Source organism: Chitinophaga jiangningensis, assembly GCF_900142605.1.
Classification (GTDB): Bacteria; Bacteroidota; Bacteroidia; order Chitinophagales; family Chitinophagaceae; genus Chitinophaga; species Chitinophaga jiangningensis.
The window spans coordinates 184,467-202,767 of record NZ_FRBL01000007.1 but is presented as its reverse complement, the minus strand read 5'-3'; the positions used below and the strand labels follow the sequence as shown (position 1 = coordinate 202,767).

The 18,301-nt window shown below is 47.6% G+C and carries 15 protein-coding genes; 9 read left to right on the top strand and 6 right to left on the bottom strand.

Annotated elements, in window-relative coordinates; genetic code table 11:
* Window positions 1-42: 42 nt before the first annotated feature.
* From nth to gldA, 5 genes are all read right to left on the bottom strand, one after another.
* Window positions 43-690, bottom strand: coding sequence for an endonuclease III (gene nth, locus BUB18_RS18985; RefSeq protein WP_073084142.1), 648 nt, complete (start codon window positions 688-690; stop codon window positions 43-45).
* Between the two features lie 81 nt (window positions 691-771).
* Complete coding sequence (locus tag BUB18_RS18980) at window positions 772-990, bottom strand: hypothetical protein (protein WP_073084140.1); 219 nt, start codon at window positions 988-990, stop codon at window positions 772-774.
* Between the two features lie 113 nt (window positions 991-1,103).
* Complete coding sequence (locus tag BUB18_RS18975; protein ID WP_073084139.1) at window positions 1,104-1,421, bottom strand: FtsB family cell division protein; 318 nt, start codon at window positions 1,419-1,421, stop codon at window positions 1,104-1,106.
* An 89-nt stretch (window positions 1,422-1,510) separates the two neighbouring features.
* Entirely contained in the window at window positions 1,511-2,803 is a 1,293-nt protein-coding gene (eno, locus tag BUB18_RS18970) for a phosphopyruvate hydratase (protein ID WP_073084137.1), read from the bottom strand.
* An 82-nt stretch (window positions 2,804-2,885) separates the two neighbouring features.
* Entirely contained in the window at window positions 2,886-3,794 is a 909-nt protein-coding gene (gldA, locus tag BUB18_RS18965) for a gliding motility-associated ABC transporter ATP-binding subunit GldA (RefSeq protein ID WP_073084135.1), read from the bottom strand.
* 468 nt (window positions 3,795-4,262) lie between these two features.
* On the opposite strand from gldA, the gene BUB18_RS18960 reads away from it, so the two are divergent.
* Window positions 4,263-5,957, top strand: a complete 1,695-nt coding sequence (locus BUB18_RS18960) for a M23 family metallopeptidase (RefSeq protein WP_073084719.1) — start codon at window positions 4,263-4,265, stop codon at window positions 5,955-5,957.
* A 22-nt stretch (window positions 5,958-5,979) separates the two neighbouring features.
* Entirely contained in the window at window positions 5,980-6,441 is a 462-nt protein-coding gene (gene bcp, locus BUB18_RS18955) for a thioredoxin-dependent thiol peroxidase (protein ID WP_073084134.1), read from the top strand.
* 152 nt (window positions 6,442-6,593) lie between these two features.
* Here the strand turns inward: bcp and BUB18_RS18950 are convergent, their stop codons facing one another.
* Window positions 6,594-8,144 (bottom strand): SUMF1/EgtB/PvdO family nonheme iron enzyme, encoded by a 1,551-nt coding sequence (locus BUB18_RS18950; protein ID WP_073084132.1) that lies wholly within the window; start codon window positions 8,142-8,144, stop codon window positions 6,594-6,596.
* A 171-nt stretch (window positions 8,145-8,315) separates the two neighbouring features.
* Between BUB18_RS18950 and porU the strand changes: the two genes are divergently transcribed.
* From porU to BUB18_RS18915, 7 genes are all read left to right on the top strand, one after another.
* Window positions 8,316-11,711 carry a type IX secretion system sortase PorU gene (porU, locus tag BUB18_RS18945; protein WP_073084130.1) on the top strand — a complete coding sequence of 1,132 codons (3,396 nt, stop codon included), beginning with the start codon at window positions 8,316-8,318 and terminating at the stop codon, window positions 11,709-11,711.
* A 118-nt stretch (window positions 11,712-11,829) separates the two neighbouring features.
* Entirely contained in the window at window positions 11,830-13,008 is a 1,179-nt protein-coding gene (gene porV / locus BUB18_RS18940; RefSeq protein WP_073084128.1) for a type IX secretion system outer membrane channel protein PorV, read from the top strand.
* A 108-nt stretch (window positions 13,009-13,116) separates the two neighbouring features.
* Window positions 13,117-13,605 (top strand): 2-C-methyl-D-erythritol 2,4-cyclodiphosphate synthase, encoded by a 489-nt coding sequence (ispF, locus tag BUB18_RS18935; RefSeq protein WP_073084126.1) that lies wholly within the window; start codon window positions 13,117-13,119, stop codon window positions 13,603-13,605.
* 35 nt (window positions 13,606-13,640) lie between these two features.
* Complete coding sequence (gene dut / locus BUB18_RS18930) at window positions 13,641-14,084, top strand: dUTP diphosphatase (protein WP_073084124.1); 444 nt, start codon at window positions 13,641-13,643, stop codon at window positions 14,082-14,084.
* A gap of 3 nt (window positions 14,085-14,087) precedes the next feature.
* On the top strand, window positions 14,088-15,815 hold the full coding sequence (locus BUB18_RS18925) for a tetratricopeptide repeat protein (protein ID WP_073084122.1): 1,728 nt from the start codon (window positions 14,088-14,090) through the stop codon (window positions 15,813-15,815).
* A 45-nt stretch (window positions 15,816-15,860) separates the two neighbouring features.
* A complete protein-coding gene (locus BUB18_RS18920; RefSeq protein ID WP_073084120.1) occupies window positions 15,861-16,676 on the top strand; it encodes a lipoprotein insertase outer membrane protein LolB1 in 816 nt (271 codons plus the stop codon).
* 108 nt (window positions 16,677-16,784) lie between these two features.
* On the top strand, window positions 16,785-18,257 hold the full coding sequence (locus BUB18_RS18915) for a murein hydrolase activator EnvC family protein (protein ID WP_143160001.1): 1,473 nt from the start codon (window positions 16,785-16,787) through the stop codon (window positions 18,255-18,257).
* Window positions 18,258-18,301 lie beyond the last annotated feature (44 nt).

Here is an 18,301-nt window from a genome sequence, read left to right as displayed (position 1 = left end):
GTCTGTTTCAAAAGTTTTGCTGGTGGCGCGTTTGCCAGGGTATTAGCTGGCTTTTATCAATGTTTTATAGTATTTGCAGGCAGGGCGCAGGGCACATTCGCCGCATTTTGGACTACGTGCCAGGCAGATATAGCGGCCATGCAGGATCAGCCAGTGATGAGCGATGTAGATCTTATCCTTCGGGATATTTTTGATCAGCTGCAGTTCGGTTTGTAAAGGTGTTTTGGCGTTGGTAGTAAGTCCCAGGCGGGCACTCACGCGGAACACGTGTGTATCCACGGCCATATTGGGTTGCTGGTGTACCACGGAAGTGATTACATTAGCCGTTTTGCGGCCTACGCCTGGCAGTTTCACCAGTTCGGGTACGGTGGAAGGTATTTCTCCGTTGAAGTCTTCCATCACCATATTGGCCATGCCAATAAGGTGTTTGGTTTTATTGTTAGGATAACTAATGCTTCGGATGAGCGGAAATAAGTCATCGAACGTGGCATGACTGAGTGCTGCTACATCCGGGTACTTTTCAAATATAGCAGGGGTGGTCATATTCACCCGTTTATCAGTACACTGGGCGGAGAGTATAACGGCTACCAGCAGTTGATATGGATTATCGTAAATGAGTTCGGTTTCTGCATTCGGCGCATGCTTTTCAAAGTAGTCCAGCACAAATGCGTAGCGCTCTTTTTTAGTCATGCTGTAAAGATAGAGAAATTGCTTTTTTATTCCACCTGCGTGGAGCAGGGAATCAGTTTCATAACGTTGTGGAATATACGATTATAGCTGTTTTTCGGCTGTGCTGGCGGCGTAGTCGAAGATTTGCTGTAAGGTAGACATCCGGGGGGAGTAGCTGACAGTGTTCAGTGTAGACTTCACATTTTCCAGGCTGGCTTCTACCTCGGTACTGAGGCTAGGTTGTTCCTGGTTAAGATGCTGAAGGTCGCTGGCAGTAACAAGACACAGATTAGAAAGGACAGAATGTGTAAAATTACTCATGCATTACTAATTTAATACAGGAAATATAGTTAACAGCAATATAAACGACAGATGTGCAGAATCTATTGTTAAATTAAGGTATTTTTTTGAGATGGCCAATTGACGGGGCCTGGCTACTTAGCCGGTGGAGGGGTAGGGGTGAGGATAAAGAGGTCTTCATTGTCTTTTTTCATGAAGTACTTTTCCCGGGCGAATTTCTCAAGTTTTTCGGGGCTGGAAAGGAGTTCCTGCTGTTCTTCCTTGGTTTTCTTTATCTCACTGATAAAGAACTCTTTCTGAGATTCCAGTTTATTCACTTCCGACTGGAACTGGTACTGGTACATCAGGTTGGTTTTATCCAGAAAGGCGATCCATAACAGGAAAAGGCCACCTGCTACAAAGAAGAAATTCTTTAACAGGCCAGGTACTTTTATGGATTTGATTTTCTGCATACTGCAAATTACAACTTGTAGTTCAAAATAAAACGCGGGCAGCCACATTTAAGTATCTGCCCGCGAATGAATTATCTGGAAGTAATCACTTACTTTTTACCAAATTTGATGGATTTACCTGGGTAAACCGCGTTTGATTCCAGCTGCTCTTCGATACGGATCAGCTGATTGTACTTAGCCATACGGTCGGTACGGGAAGCAGAACCGGTTTTGATCTGACCGCAGTTCAGTGCTACCGCCAGGTCAGCGATAGTGGTATCTTCGGTTTCACCGGAGCGGTGGCTCATGATGGAAGTGTAACCGGCTTTGTGTGCCATGTTTACTGCATCGATGGTTTCAGTTACAGTACCGATCTGGTTTACTTTGATCAGGATGCTGTTACCGATACCTTTATCGATACCTTCTTTCAGGCGGATTACGTTAGTAACGAACAGATCGTCACCTACCAGCTGTACTTTGTCACCAACGGCCTGCGTCAGTTTTTTCCAGCCATCCCAATCGTCTTCAGCCATACCGTCTTCGATGGAAACGATAGGATATTTAGCGCACCATTCAGCCCAGTAAGCTACCATTTCATCGCTGGAGATAACTTTCTGGGAAGATTTGTAGAATTTGTAAGTTTTGTCAGCATCGTTGAACATTTCGCTGCTGGCAGCATCCAGTGCGATAGCGATTTGTTCGCCAGGAACGTAGCCGGCAGCTTTGATAGCTTCCAGTACAGTTTCGATAGCTTCTTCGTTGCTCTGAATTTCAGGAGCGAAACCGCCTTCGTCACCTACGTTAGTGCTGTAACCTTTCTTTTTCAGAACGGATTTCAGGTGGTGGAATACTTCCACGCCCCAGCGCAGCCCTTCGGAGAAGGTAGCAGCACCTACAGGTACGATCATGAATTCCTGGAAGTCGATTTTGTTATCAGCGTGCACACCACCGTTGATGATGTTCATCAAAGGTACAGGCAGGGTGAAGGCGTTCACACCACCCAGGTAACGGTACAGTGGCTGGTTGCATACTTCAGCAGCTGCTTTAGCAACTGCCATGCTCACTGCCAGGGTAGCGTTTGCACCCAGTTTAGCTTTATTTGGAGTGCCGTCGAGTTCGATCAGCAATTTATCAATACCAGCCTGGTCGGTTACGTCCCAGCCTTCCAGTTCTGCTGCAATAATTTCGTTAACGTTGTTTACCGCCTGCAGTACACCTTTACCCATGTAAACGCTCTTATCATTGTCGCGCAGCTCTACTGCTTCGTGTTTACCTGTAGAAGCTCCGGAAGGTACCGCCGCACGGCCAAAATGACCATCTTCAGTTGTTACGTCTACCTCAATAGTAGGATTACCGCGGCTATCCAGAATTTGTCTGGCATGGATTTCTGAAATAATACTCATAGTTCGAAAATTATAAATTGTTATATGGCTAGTACTGTAAACTATTAATAATGAGCACTTACATTGCAAAAACCAACGGGGATCACTTTGTCAGGTCCCGGAATATGGTCTCCAGGCTTTGTGAATTGCTCTGCAAAGAAAGTATGTTCCTGTTATTAATCAAAGCAAATTGTAAGAGGTTTTTTCTAACTGCCTCCACCTCGGCCGTGTACAGGCGCCAGTAGTTGCCTTCCTGTGCTTCTGCCCGGCTTACGCCGGATATGTCCAGCAGCTCGCCCATGGTCACCATTTCGCCGAAGCTTACCTCAATATACCCGTTGCCGGCACCCGCCTGCCGTAGCACCGCGAGTTTATCGTCTGCAATAATATTCCCTTTGTTAATGATCATTACACGGTCGCACAGGGCTTCCACTTCCTGCATAATATGGGTAGATAATACGACCGTTTTGTTTTGCCCCAGCGTTTTTATCAGGTTTCTTATCTCGGCCAGCTGGTTAGGATCGAGGCCGGTGGTAGGCTCGTCCAGGATTAATACCTCCGGATCATGCAACAGTGCATGGGCCAGTCCTACACGTTGCTTATAGCCATTGGATAAGGCTCCCAGCTTTTTTTTGCTCTCCGGCGTCAGGCCGGTAAGGTCAATCACTTCGGCTATCCGCTTTGAGGCTGCTTTCCCCAGCTGGTGCACACCCGCCATAAATTCCAGGAACTCCTTTACGTACATGTCGTAGTACAAAGGATTAGATTCCGGCAGGTACCCCACTCTTTTACGTACTTCCAGCGACTCCTTCACAATATCGAAACCGCACACGGTGGCGGTGCCGCTGCTGGGAGGCAGGTAGCCGGTAATCATTTTCATGGTGGTGGATTTTCCTGCACCGTTGGGCCCCAGAAAGCCGGTGATTTCTCCTTTTTTTAACTCAAAGGAGATGGCATTTACTGCTGTTTGTTCCCCGTAAATCTTGGTGAGTGATGAAACCTTAATTGACATCAACGTATTTTATTGCTTTGCGGCAACTAATGTACGAAAAGCATTCAGGTTTTATTATACTCGATTAAAGTTGTTCTGTAGCCCCTGAAAAAGACCTCATTATATATAGATTACTCGTCAGATTACAGGCTTAAAACATGCAATTTTTAACATAGTTTTATAGATTGGCATATCTATTGCATTTGTAGGAGCTCCTATACATTATGCGTAATCAAAAGGACACAAACAGAATTCTCTAAACACTTACCAATGTAGTTTTTTTTTCACACGCTACCTGTATGAAGTTGAACGTTCTCCTTCCGCCATTGGGGAGCCAGTACTTTGTGCGCAGGTCTGTAGTATTTATCCCTTAGGCTGCCTGGTTCACCCCCGGCAGCCTTGCCAGGTTTAACGTACACGTATACACGAAAATATTCTGCCTGTAAATCACTAACTTTCAGCTAGTCATTGAATACTATATTTGCAGGTATGAAGAAGGTCATAGGATTATTTTGCTTACTCCCGTATTTGTTAAATGCCCAGACGCCCGGCACTGAAAAAAACTACCCCCAGGGATACTTCAGGAATCCCCTGAATATCCCCATTCAACTGGCCGGCAACTTCGGTGAACTGCGGCCAAACCACTTCCATTCCGGGATGGATATTAAAACACAGCAACGCGAAAACCTGCCGGTACACGCCGCCGCAGAAGGTTATGTGAGTCGCATAGGCGTATCCCACACGGGATTCGGTAATGTGCTGTACATTACCCACCCTAATGGCTATACTACGGTGTATGCCCATCTCAACAGCTATTTCCCTGCATTGCAGGCTTACGTTAAACGCCAGCAATACCAACAGGAAAGCTGGGCAACGGATCTTACCATTCCACCGGGAAAATTTCCCGTTAAAAAAGGGGACCTCGTAGCCTATAGTGGTAACACCGGCGGAAGCGCAGGCCCACATCTCCACTTCGAAATCAGAAATACCGCTACCGAAAAGCCTTTGAACCCATTGCTGTTCGGTTTTGAAATAGCAGACTCAAAAGCCCCGGATGTATACCGCATCGCGATCTATGACCGCGAAAAAAGTATCTATGAGCAGTCGCCTAAAATCGTACTCGTAAAAAAGGTTGGCAATACTTACGTAACCACACAGCCAGTGATCCAGGTAGCCGCCAACAAAGCAGGAGTGGCCGTTGGCGCCATCGACCGCATGAACAACGTGCCTAATACCTACGGCATCTACGAGGCCACACTCATTCATAACGATGAACCTGAAATCGATTTTCAGCTGGATAATATTGGTTATGAAGAAACCAGGTACCTCAATGCACATATCGACTATAAGGTAAAAAAAGGGGGCGGGCCATATCTGCAATTGCTGTTTTCCCTGCCAGGCAATGAACTGGATATTTACCGGGACCTCAATGGTGACGGTACCGTAGACCTCACAGACGGTGCTGTGCATAACATGCAGCTGCTCGTAAAAGATGCCTATGGCAATACCTCCACTGTGAAATTTGCCCTGCAGCAATCCGCGGAACCCGCGCCGGAAGCCAGTTGTGCCAATACCATGTACCCCGGCTCCAATAACATCTTTGAAAATAACCGGGTTGAATTTTACCTGGATGAACAGGCGCTGTACGACAATATCTGCTTTAAATATGCGGAAACGGCAGCTACCAGTGCTAAATCCATATCCAATAATTTCCGCCTGCATACCGCGCTGGTGCCGGTTCACGATTATTTCAGCGTAAGGCTCCATGCGACCAAACCAGTTCCTGATGGCCTGGAAAGTAAAGTGGTGATGGTGAGAGAAGGAGAGGGCAGCAGCGTATCAGCCACCACACTGGAACACGGATGGTATAAAGGTACCTTCCGTGATTTCGGCACTTTCCACCTGGAAATAGATACAATAGCACCAAAAGTAACTCCGCTGGGAATCAAGCCCGGAGCTATCCTCAGCAAAGCGGGCAAAATATCCTTCGCCATGAGCGATGCCTCCGGTATCAAAAGCTACCGCGCAGAGCTGGATGGTAAATGGTTACTCTTTTCCAGGAAAGGTAACGTACTCACCTACACGTTTGACGAAAATTGCGGCCCCGGCTCGCATGTACTCGTAATGAAGGTTACGGACATCGCCGGCAACGAAGGCTCCTATCGTCTCACATTTAAAAGATAAACACATAAAATCTTATATCATCATGGCAGCATTAAAAGAAGGCGATAAAGCGCCGGTTTTCAAAGGAAAGGACCAACACGGCAAAACCGTTTCTCTCACTGATTTCAAAGGGAAAAGAGTGGTGCTGTACTTTTACCCGAAAGACATGACACCAGGCTGCACCGCCCAGGCCTGCAACCTCCGTGATAACTATAGTGACCTCCTTAAAAAAGGTTATGCAGTAGTTGGTGTTAGCACCGACAGTGAACAAAGCCACCAGAAGTTCATTGAAAAATATGAACTGCCTTTCACCTTACTGGCCGATGAAGACAAGAAAATCGTGAACCAGTACGGCGTTTGGGGTGAAAAGAAAATGATGGGTAAAACTTATGATGGCATTCACAGAACTACTTTCCTGATTAATGGAGAGGGCGTAATTGATCACATCATTAAGAAGCCGGATACGAAGAATCATACGGAAGAGATTCTGGAGATCTGGAAATAATTTACAGCAAAATCCCCCGCCGTTGGCGGGGGATTTTGCTGTAAAAAGCGCGAGACCGAAGGTCTCGCGCTTTTTACAGCAAAGGAAAATGTCAGAAACGAAAAATGCCGGGGAAATCTCCCCGGCATTTTTCGTTTCTGAATTTAAAATTATTATCTCTTCTGGCGCTGTTTCTTAAACAGGTTACCAGTTTTGAACTTATTACCTTCAGGACTACCCACGCGGTCCATCGCACAACGGAAACCTACGGTGTTTGTAGCCATATCTTCCTGCATGTAACGGCGTGTACCCGGAGAGAGCCAGTAAGCACGGTCGTTCCAGCTACCACCTTTGATCACGTGTGATTTATCGTTGATCAAAGTAGTGATACCGTAACCATATTCCACCTGAGAGAGGGAGTCACCATCAAGATAGTTGATCACATCACCTTTCTGGTAGTTGAGGCGGTTAGCACTTTCCTCGTCGGTTACATCGCGCATTTTCAGGCCACCGAGACTATCCTTTTCCAGTTCTTTATCAGCGTTCTGGTAAACAGTCTGGAATTTGTTACCACGGAAGTAGTTGAAGTCGTCGCCATCGATAGGGCTCAGCGGACGGTATACGTCCAGTACCCACTCGCTCACGTTACCTGACATGTTATAGATACCAAAAGTGTTCGGGAAGAAGGAGCGAACCGGTCCGGGAATGGAAGCGCGGTCGTTCAAACCTCCGGCCACACCCATGTTATCACCGGAACCACGTTTGAAGTTGGCCAGGAACATACCCTGGAAGTTACCGCGGCGGATATCACGCAAACCGCTGGTATTGGTTCCCCAGGAGTATACCTGTTTGTTCATAATCAGCTCCTCACCATGTTTACCTTCTTTCTTGGAAGGGCCAGGGTTTTGGCCGATGTAACCCAGTGCCGCATATTCCCACTCAGCTTCTGTTGGGAGGCGGTAGCCTGGAAGCATGATACCATCTTCGAACTGGGCATTGCGTGGGGTACCATCAGGATTTTTAAATTCTGATTTGGTGCCTTTGGACATTTTGCCCGGAGTTCCTTCGTACAGGCCAGCCATGTAGGCTTTGGTGTCGAAAGTGTTATCATCTGTCTGATTGCCAATATCTGCTTTAGAGAGCAGACCTTTGTCCATCAGTAATTTTTCGTTTACACGATTGGAACGCCATTTACAGTAGTCAGTAGCCTGTTTCCAGTTTACACCTACCACAGGATAATCATTGTAGGCAGGGTGGCGGAAATAGTATTCTACCAGTGGCTCGTTGTAAGCCAGCTCGCTACGCCAAACCAGGGTATCCGGTAAAGCCTGGCGGTATACATCCGGGAATGATTCCCCGTATACGCGGGACAGCCAGAAGAGGTACTCACGATAGTGTACGTTGGCTACCTCAGATTCGTCGATGTAAAAAGAGGATACTGTAATACGACGTGGAATATTGTTCCAGTCGCCCATTACGTCCTGCTCAGTGGCGCCCATGGCAAAGGTACCGCCCTGTACAAACACAAGGCCAGGACCTGTTTGTTGGTTTTTATTCTTAGCCACTGCGAAACCTCCCATTTTAGGGTCGTTGTAGTTCCAGCCGGTGGCAGAAGATGTTTCTTTCTTTTTGCCGAAAAGCCCCCCGCCGTCTTTACGACAGGCAGTCATGGATAGCATTACGCTGGTACCTACGAGCAATGACAAAGAGGTTAATCTACGCATGTGATACAGCTTTAGTCGATTATATTTACAGTAAACGCAAATGTAATCTTTTTTATTTTATGGTGAAATAATTTAATTTGTAATGAACCCCACTACGGCAGCTTTTGGTTTCCCTATTTACCGGTGATTTTTTACTTTGTGCTTACTTGCCCACAAGCAGGGAACAAGATAATGAAAGTCCTAAAATATTATATACTAGCCCTTACCATTTCAATAATTGCAGTCAACCAGCTTGCTGCTCAGTCATTTACCTATCACGATCACAGTGTACTGGCCACTGGTAAGTGGATTAAACTGGCAGTTTCCCGGCAGGGGATTTATAAAATAGATGCGGCCTTTCTCCGGAAAGCGGGCCTCAACCAGGATCAGCTGCCGGCCGGCCAAATCCGTATTTTTGGTAACGGCGGCGCCCTGTTACCGGAAAATCACAGCGTGCATCCGGAAGCATTGCAGGAGGTAGCACTAATGGTTAACGATGGAGGGGATAATATTGTTAACGGCAACGACTATATTCTTTTTTATGCCCCCGGCCCCCATAGCTGGTCGTACAATAAAATTTCCGGCACCTACAGCCATCAGTATAATATCTATAGCGATACTGCCTGGTATTATTTAAATGTTGGAGAGCTGCCCGGCGCCCGTGTAGCCGTTGAAGTAAGCAGGGATACGCCGGAAAAGCACCAGTATCTCTTTGATTATCATACTTTTTATGAAAAGGACAGCCTGAATTTTTTACGCAGTGGTAAGCAATGGTTTGCTGAAGAATTTAGCCTGGACCCCGCAGCCGGCAGCCGGCATACTTATCGTTTTTCCTTACCCGCCCAACCTAAAGGCCTGGTGAATGTGAATATGCGGGTAGCCGCCAGGGGGGCCACCGGTAGTAATTTCAAGGTGAGTTTTAACAAACAGGAAGCTGCTACTGCTTACCTGCTGCCGGTAAGCGGAAATGTTTTTGAAGCCTTTGCCACCGCAGCTACGGGCACCGGCGGAGTTTACCTGACGGATAGTAATATTCAGGCGGACGTAGATTTTTTACAGGGAGATAATAACGCCCGCGGGTGGCTGGACTATCTCGAGATTCAGGCCCGTTGCCAGGCGGTGATGCCGGCCGGCGGATTCCTCTCTTTCCGTACAGATGCCCTCACCGACGGACGCGCCACCTCCATCTCCCTATATAACGCAAATGGACAAACGCAGGTATGGGACGTAACGCGGCCCCGCCAGCCACTGGTGCTGAAGGCGGACCTGGTGGCTGATTCCATAACCGTTACCGTTAAGACTGACACCCTTAGGGAACTGGTAGCCTTCCAGCCGGAGGGCATACAATCCCCGGTATATGCCGGCACAGTGGCCAACCAGGACCTGTTGGCCGTTGCTGCCAGGATGCTTATCGTCACCGTTCCGGCATTACAGCCGGCGGCACAGCGCCTCGCCAACTGGCATCAGCAGCAGGGCCTTGAAACCAAGGTGATCACCATGGACCAGGTATACAATGAATTCTCTGCTGGCACACCGGATCCCACTGCGCTCAGAAATTTCCTGAAAATGCAGTATGATAAAGGCCGGGCGCCGGAATACCTGCTGTTGTTTGGGGCCGCCTCCTACGATTATCGGAACCGGATTAAAAATAATACCAACCTGGTGCCTTCCTGGCAAAGTACCGCTTCGCTTGACCCGGTAGCCTCCTATGTTTCAGACGATTACTATGGATTGTTGCGGGATTCGGATGATATAAACCGGACGGATATACGAAATGAACTGCAGGTAGCTATTGGCCGCATTCCTGCCCGGAATGCCACAGAAGCAGCCATGGCAGTGGATAAAATTATCGCCTACCGGGACAAGGCCGTACGTGGCGACTGGCGTAACCGCCTGGTGTTTATTGCAGATGATGAAGATAATAACCTCCACCTGGAAGATGCGGAGGCCCTTACCAGCATCGTCAGCAGCCAATACCCACAGTTTAACGTCAGCAAAATATACCTGGATGCCTATCAGCGGCTAAGCGGAAGTACCGGCGCAACTTACCCGGATGCGGTAGATCAGCTGATTAAACGGATCAACCAGGGGGCCCTGATCGTGAATTACAGCGGTCATGGCAGCAATACCCGTCTGGCCGAAGAAAATATTATCGATGGGAACAACGCAGCCACCTGGAAAAATGAAGATCGACTGCCGCTATTACTCACCGCCACCTGCGATTTTGCACCTTTTGATAACCCTGCAGTATTTTCGCTGGGGCAAAGTATACTATTGCAACGCCGGACGGGAGCAATTGCACTCATGACTACCACAAGAGCCGTGTTTGCCGCTTCCAATAAGGAAATGAATATCAATTATATCAATGCGGCACTGAGCAGAAATGCCGATGGCTCCTGGAAAAGTCTGGGGCAGGCGTCTAAAGCAGCAAAAAATTTAACCTACGCCACCAGCATCGATATTATTAATAACCGAAAATTCCAGTTGCTGGGTGATCCGGCATTAACCCTTGCGTTTCCGCAGTATAAAATTGTGACGGATAGCATCAATAATCAGCAGCTTGATAATAATATTGCCGGGGTGCCCGCAAATTCCCTGTTATATGTTACAGGTCATATAGAAGATGAAAGTGGCGTTGTGGTCAGTGACTATAACGGGCAGCTATATACGACGATATTTGCCCCGCCTGTAAATGCAAATACGCTGGGGAATACCGCCGGCAGCCAGGCAACGGCCTTTGCGCAGCAGGAAAATGTGATTTCCAGGGGAGCGCAGACTATTACCGCCGGCAAGTTTCGGATAACGGCCATGGTACCGGTGGATGCAGCCCAGGCAAAGGGAATAGGAAAAATCAGTTATTATGCCAGCGGTAATCAGCCAGATGCCGGCGGGTTAACCGAAAAAATCCGGATAACAGAGCTGGTGACGCCCGCAACTGATCAAACCCCGCCTGCTTTGCAGGCCTGGCTTAATAACAGGCTGTTCAAAAATGGCGACCTGGTAGGGCCTGATCCGTTGCTGCTCGTGGATATTGCTGATACCAGCGGCATTAACATCTCCGGACTAATAAAAGCGCATAAACTGCTTGCATTATTAGACAGTTCAGAATATATTGTATTAAATGATTATTTTAGTGCATCTTTAGATAATTATAGGAAAGGGACTGTGGCCTATCCGCTGGCAGGAATCGCCCCCGGAAAACACCGCATCACCATCACAGCATGGGACAATCAAAATAATTCGGCCAATAGCACAATCACTTTTGAAGTAACTGAAGCAGGTTCCCTTGTGGTGGATGATATCGCCAACTATCCCAATCCGTTCCATAGTGAAACGAGGTTTGTATTCACACATAATCAACAGGGGATGAGCATGGAGCTTACCCTTCAGATTTTTAACCTGGAAGGCAAACTGATGAAAACTCTTTTTAACACAATAATTCCGGGAAGCAATCGTTTTGATGGCATGCCCTGGGATGGCACCGGGGATTCGGGAGCAAAATTATCCCCAGGTATATATCTTTATAGACTAACTATTAGCAGTAATGGTAAGAGAAAGGTTAAGGGCGGCAAAGTAATGTTATTTTAAGTAGTAAAACCTATGCAGTATGAAGTTATCTGACGTCCGGCTTCCTTATCAACCCCTTAACTGATAAATATATTATAAATTACATTATTTTTACATCCTATCAAAATACGAACATTGCATGATCCGAAAGTTAACTTTGAGCCTGGTGTTCATATATAGTACTTTCACAAGTTTAAGAACCTCAGCCCAGACTATAGACTCTACTGGTCAGTTAGATGGTCGTACCAACACTATTAATACAGCTGTTCCTTTCTTGCGTATCACGCCGGATGCCCGTAGTGGTGCGATGGGAGATGTGGGTCTTGCCATTTCTCCGGATGCCAATTCCATTTATTATAACCTGTCGAAGTTGCCGTTTTCAGATGTCAACTCCAGCATTGCCGTAACCTATACTCCATGGCTCAAAGAGCTTGTCAACGATGTATTCCTGGCTACTGTAAGTGGTTATACCAAAATAGATGAAAATCAGGCAGTATCAGGATCGCTGCGTTATTTCTCCCTTGGTACCATCAATTTCAGGGATATTACCAATACTGACCAGGGTAATTTCCGTCCACGTGAATTTGCTATCGACGCAGGTTATGCCCGCAAACTGTCCGAACATTTTGGGGTAGGCCTCACCGGTAGATTCATTTATTCCAACCTGGCAGGCGGCCAAACGGTAAACGACCAGACTATCCGTCCGGGTAAAGCCTTTGCTGCCGATGTTTCCGGTTACTATACCAAAGACTTTGAAAAAGACGATGGTACGGTGAATAAACTGAGCGTTGGTTTAGCAATTACCAATATCGGTACTAAAATCTCCTATACCAGCTCTGCACAAAACAAGGACTTCATCCCTACCAACTTCGGTTTGGGAGCAGCCTATAAGTTGTCGCTGGATGAGCTGAACACCCTTACTTTTGCACTGGATATCAACAAACTGATGGTGCCTACACCTGACACCACGGGGGCGTATAAAGATAAATCCGTGCTGGAAGGTATGTTCTCCTCCTTTGGCGATGCACCCGGCGGCTTCAAGGAAGAACTGCAGGAACTGATGTATTCCGTAGGTATGGAATACTGGTACAACCAGCAGTTTGCTGTGAGGGCCGGTTACTTCAACGAAAATAAGAACAAGGGTAACCGTAAATACTTCACCGCCGGTGTGGGAATCAAATACGATATTTTTGGTCTGAACTTCTCTTACCTGGTGCCTTCCGGCTCAGGTATCCAGCGTAATCCGCTGTCCAACACCCTGCGCTTTACCCTTACTTTTGACCTGGGAACAAAAGAAGAGAGCAGAACGGGTTGGTAATACCTTAAAAATTGCGTTAAAATACATAAACAGATCCCTCCGGAAGGAGGGATTTGCTTTTTATACCGTACTTTGCGGATTGGCAAAACGATTAAAAAATAATATCTTATGAGTAGCATTCGTATTGGACTGGGTGTCGATTTTCATCAACTTGTTGAAGGTCGTGAATTTTGGCTGGGAGGGGTGTTGGTACCCCATCACAAGGGCGCACTCGGTCACAGCGATGCAGACGTATTGCTGCATGCCATTTGCGACGCGATGTTAGGAGCCCTGGCATTGGGTGATATCGGGGTGCATTTCCCGGATACTGATAATACCTACAAAAATATCGATAGCAAAATCCTGTTGTCGCGCTGCGCCCAGCTGATTGGTGAAAAAGGCTACCAGGTAGTGAATGTGGACAGCACCCTTTGCCTGGAAGCGCCCAAGATCAAACCTTATGTGCCCCAGATGCAGGCAGTAATCGCAGAGCGTTTGCGTATCAGCGTGGAAGATGTATCAGTAAAGGCGACTACAACGGAAAAAATGGGCTTCGTAGGCCGCGAGGAAGGGGTGATGGCTTATGCCACCGTACTCCTCGAAAAGTATAATAATTAAGGTTAAACTCTACCATAAAAAAATATCTTTGCTGAATGGCTGAAGTAATTGTGAAAATAATTAATAAGTCGGCAAATGAACTGCCGGCTTATGCTACTGCAGAAGCTGCAGGAATGGATCTCCGGGCAAACCTGGAAGCACCGCTGACCTTACAACCGCTGGAGCGTACGCTTGTGCCTACCGGCTTGTTTATGGAGCTGCCTTCCGGCTATGAAGCGCAGATCCGCCCACGCAGCGGCCTGGCAATTAAGCAGGGACTGACATTATTAAATACTCCCGGCACCATTGATGCTGATTATAGGGGAGAGATAAAAATCATCCTGATCAACTTATCCAACGAACCGCAGGTAGTGCAGCCGGGTGATCGTATTGCCCAAATGGTGATCGCACCATTCGTACAGGCAACGATGCAGCCGGTGGAAATACTGAGCACTACAGAACGGGGCGAAGGTGGATTTGGTCATACCGGTAAATCCTGATAAATGCGTGTATACGTCACAGTGATAGGCTTATCCCTGACGTTGGTTTTTGCTGCATGCAGCACCAGCAAACGGGCCGGTGGCAATGCCACCGTTGATCCCGTATTGCTGAAGCAACGTACGGATAGTCTTTTCTTCGCCGCCCAGCGGTCGAAAATGATTGGGGACTACCGCGCCGCGCTTTCCCAATATTCCGACTACCTGAAGCTGGACAGAAGCAATGCTGTGGTGTTTTATGAAATTGCACGCCTGCTCATGGAAACCCATAGCGGCCCCTATGCGCTCAACTTTGCACGCAAAGCGGCCACTATGGATACTTCCAACCACTGGTTTCAGCAACTGCTCGCTGATGCCTATGCCGTATCGGAGAAATTCGACAGCGGCGCCATGGTGTATAAAAATCTTGCCCGCAAATACCCTGAAAACGATGATTACCTCTATAACCAGGGTGTTTTGCTGAGCAAAGCCAATAAGCTGGAAGCAGCACTGGCGGTATTTAATCAGCTGGAACAAAAAACAGGTGTGGTAGAAGAAGTAACCTACCAGAAGCAACGGTTACTGCTCAGGATGAGCAAGGCCGATGAAGCTGCCGCAGAAATAAAGCGCCTCATCGATACCAACCCTTCTGAAACGCGCTACTACTATCTGCTGGCTGAAGTGTATGACGCCAATGACCAGATTGCCGATGCTACTGCTGTTTACAACGATATCCTTTCCCGCGATCCGGAAAATGCAAGGGCACTGATAGCACTGGGCTCCTATGCAAAAAAGCGGCAGGATATGCCGGCGTACTGGGACTATATGACCCGCGCCTTTGCAAACAATACGTACAGCATCGACGAAAAAGTAGCCTACGTATATCCTTACCTCCGCATGCTGGAAACAGATACCACCAAGCTACAGGAAGGATTACAGCTGGCACACCTGATTGTGGCTGCACATCCGAACGATGCCAAGTCATATGCACTCCTGGGCGATATGTACTCCCAGGGAGATATCCTGGATAGTGCACAACTCAACTATCAGCGGTCGCTCTCACTGGACTCCACCCGCTTTTCCGTATGGTATCAGCAAATGTGGATTACCTCCCGTAAGGATGATGCTAACGACTTGCTGACACTCAGTGATACCGTTACCCGGCTGTTCCCGAAAGAGTTTATGGGATTCTATTTCAACGGACTGGCCAACTACCTGCTGCGGCAGTACCCCGCCACCATCGTGTCCATGAATAAGGCACTGGCATTGGGGGATGCAGAAAAAAGATTTACGGCAGATGTCTACTCCCTGCTGGGGGATGCTTATCACGCCACCGGCCAAAATGCATCGTCCGACAGCAGCTACGAAAAAGCATTGTTGCTGCGTCCGAAAGATGCCACTGTACTCAATAACTACAGTTATTACCTGTCGCTCCGTGGTGAAAACCTGAGCAAGGCCGCTGAGATGTCGCGCCGCTCCCTCGAAATAGATCCGGAGAGCCCAACTTTTATGGATACCTACGCCTGGATTCTTTTCCGTCAGCAAAAGTACCAGGAAGCCAAAGAGTGGATGGATAAAGCATTTCTGTTTCCGGCCTCCCTCCAAAATGCCAGCATGCTGGAGCACTACGGGGATATACTCTATAATTTAAATGATGTTAATAAAGCGGTAGAATACTGGCAGATGGCCCAGGAGAAAGGAGCTTCTTCTGTAGCCCTCACCAAAAAAATCGCTGAGAAAAGATATGTTCAATAGGCGCTTGCCTATGTTGTGAATGGCTGTCAAAAGATGCATGCAAGTATGAGATTATTGTTATTTGTAGGGTTAATCGGAGTATTGACCGTTTCCTGTCGCCGCCCTAAAGAACTGGCTCGTTCTACCTTTCCCGCTGCCGATACCGGCAAGGTGAAAGTGATTTCGGATGGTTCCGGTGAGGAGTTAAACAGGTTTAAAGACTCTATGCTGGCTGGAATACAGAAGAATCATATAGATTTCAACTCCTTTTCGGGCCGTGCAAAATTTGCCTTCGAAAATGAGCAGGACAGCAAAAGCGGGCTTTCTGTGAACGTTCGTATGCGGAAAGACAGTATCATCTGGATTTCTATCTCTGCGCCTGTAATTGACGAGGTGGTAAGAGCCGTGATTACACCGGACAGCCTGAAGTTATATAACCGCCTGAAAAAACAATTGGTATTGCGTAACCTGGCAGATGCCAAAGACATGCTTAATGTGCCGTTTGATTTCAACACCCTGCAGGATTTGCTGATCGGTAACCCTGTATATCTTACCGACTCATTATACCAGATTACAAAAACACCGGCTATCATTTCCTTCAGTTGCGATGCGCCTGACTTTACCAGTCTGTTCAACGTGTATGCAGATGACTACGGCCTGCAGCAAAGCAAAGTGATGGATAAAGATCCGGCGGTACGGCGCTCCTGTGAGTTGACCTACGGTGATTATTCCCGCACCGCCAACAGGAAGTTTCCAACAACCCGTCGCATATACGTAGAGGAAAAAGGTACCACGAAAGTGGCGCTGGACTTCACCCGCTTTGATTTTGATGTGCCCGTAACTTTTCCGTTCAGCACGCCATCAGGATACAAGCGTATGTAGTAGAACTGCGGCAAATGTTCCGCAGCTTTAAACTAATAAACGTTGTATATTTATCGTTTATATACCTGATATTAATATTCGCAGTTACTAAATATAGTCATGTTGTATTTGAAGAAGATTATCCCGTTTATGTTGGTTGTATGGTTGATGCCCGCAATGGTGGTGGCCCAGCAAAATGCTGGTCAGCAGCAGCCTTCGCAATCAAGGGAAGAACTGGAACGTCGTAAAAAAGAATTACAACGCGAAATTGATGAGGCCAACGAGCAACTACAGGTAACAAAAAAATCCACACGTGAAAGCATGGGGCAGCTGCGAGCCCTGCGCGATAAAATCACTGCGCGTACCCGCCTGATCAACAATATCAACGACGAAATCAACTTCATCAACGGTGATATCAACAGCGCCTACCGCGATGTGAATACCCTGAAGAAAGACCTGGATACCTTAAAAGCACAATATGCACAACTCGTGGTATATGCTTATAAAAACAGAAGCACCTACGACCTGATGAACTTCGTGTTTTCTGCATCCAGCTTCAATGATGCGGTGAAACGTTTTCAATACCTGAAGCAATACCGTGAATACCGCCGCCGTCAGGCCGATAACATCGTGGTAACACAGGACCTGCTCACCAAAAAAATCGGTAATCTCGAATCACAACGTTTAAAACGTGGTGATGCCTTGAAAACTGAACAGGAGCAACGCTCCATCCTCGAAGCGGATAAAAAGGAGAAAGATGAGGTACTGAGCAAATTGAAAGGCCGGGAGAAGGAACTGGTACAGGACATCAATCAGCGTAAGAAAGATGCCCAGAAAGTACAGATTGCCATCCGTAACGTAATTAAGCGCGAGATCGAAGAGGCGCGCCGTAAGGCTGCGGAAGAGGAAGCCGCCCGCAAAAAAGCCCTCGAAGAAAAACGCCGCCGCGAAGAGGAAGCACGCAAAGCTGCCGCCGCCGCTGCTGCTGCCGAAAAGGCCAGAGCCGCCGCTGAAAAAGCCGCTAATGCTAATAATAACACTGCTGCCACTCCGCCACCGGCAGAAAAGCCAGCAGAAAAACCTGCAGAGAAACCGGTAGAAAAACCTACACCGGCACCAGCACCACCGCCAGCGCCTACACGCAGCGAGAACGTACTGGAAGCCACACCGGAAGCACTCGCATTGTCTGAAAGCTTTGAGGCTAACCGCGGAAAACTCCCATGGCCGGTAGATGCAGGTAACATCATTGAACACTTCGGTATTCACCAGCACGCCGTTATGGAACGCATCACCGTACCTTCAGATGGCATAGTTATCGCTACCAATAAAGGCGGTCCGGTAAAATCCATCTTCGACGGGGAAGTGAGATCCGTAGTGGTAATGCCAGGTATGGGCTATATGATTATCATCCGCCACGGACAATATTTCACGACGTATATACGTTTGCAAACCACACGTGTGAAGAAAGGAGACATGGTGAAAACCGGTCAGGTAATCGGTACTGCGAGTGTAAACGATATTGAAAATTCCGGCGAGGTAGAACTGCAGATCTGGAAAGGTAACGCTAAACAGAATCCTGAGCAGTGGATACGCCGCCGATAGGCCTGCACTAAACCTGCAATGGCCCTACTTACTAACCTAATGCA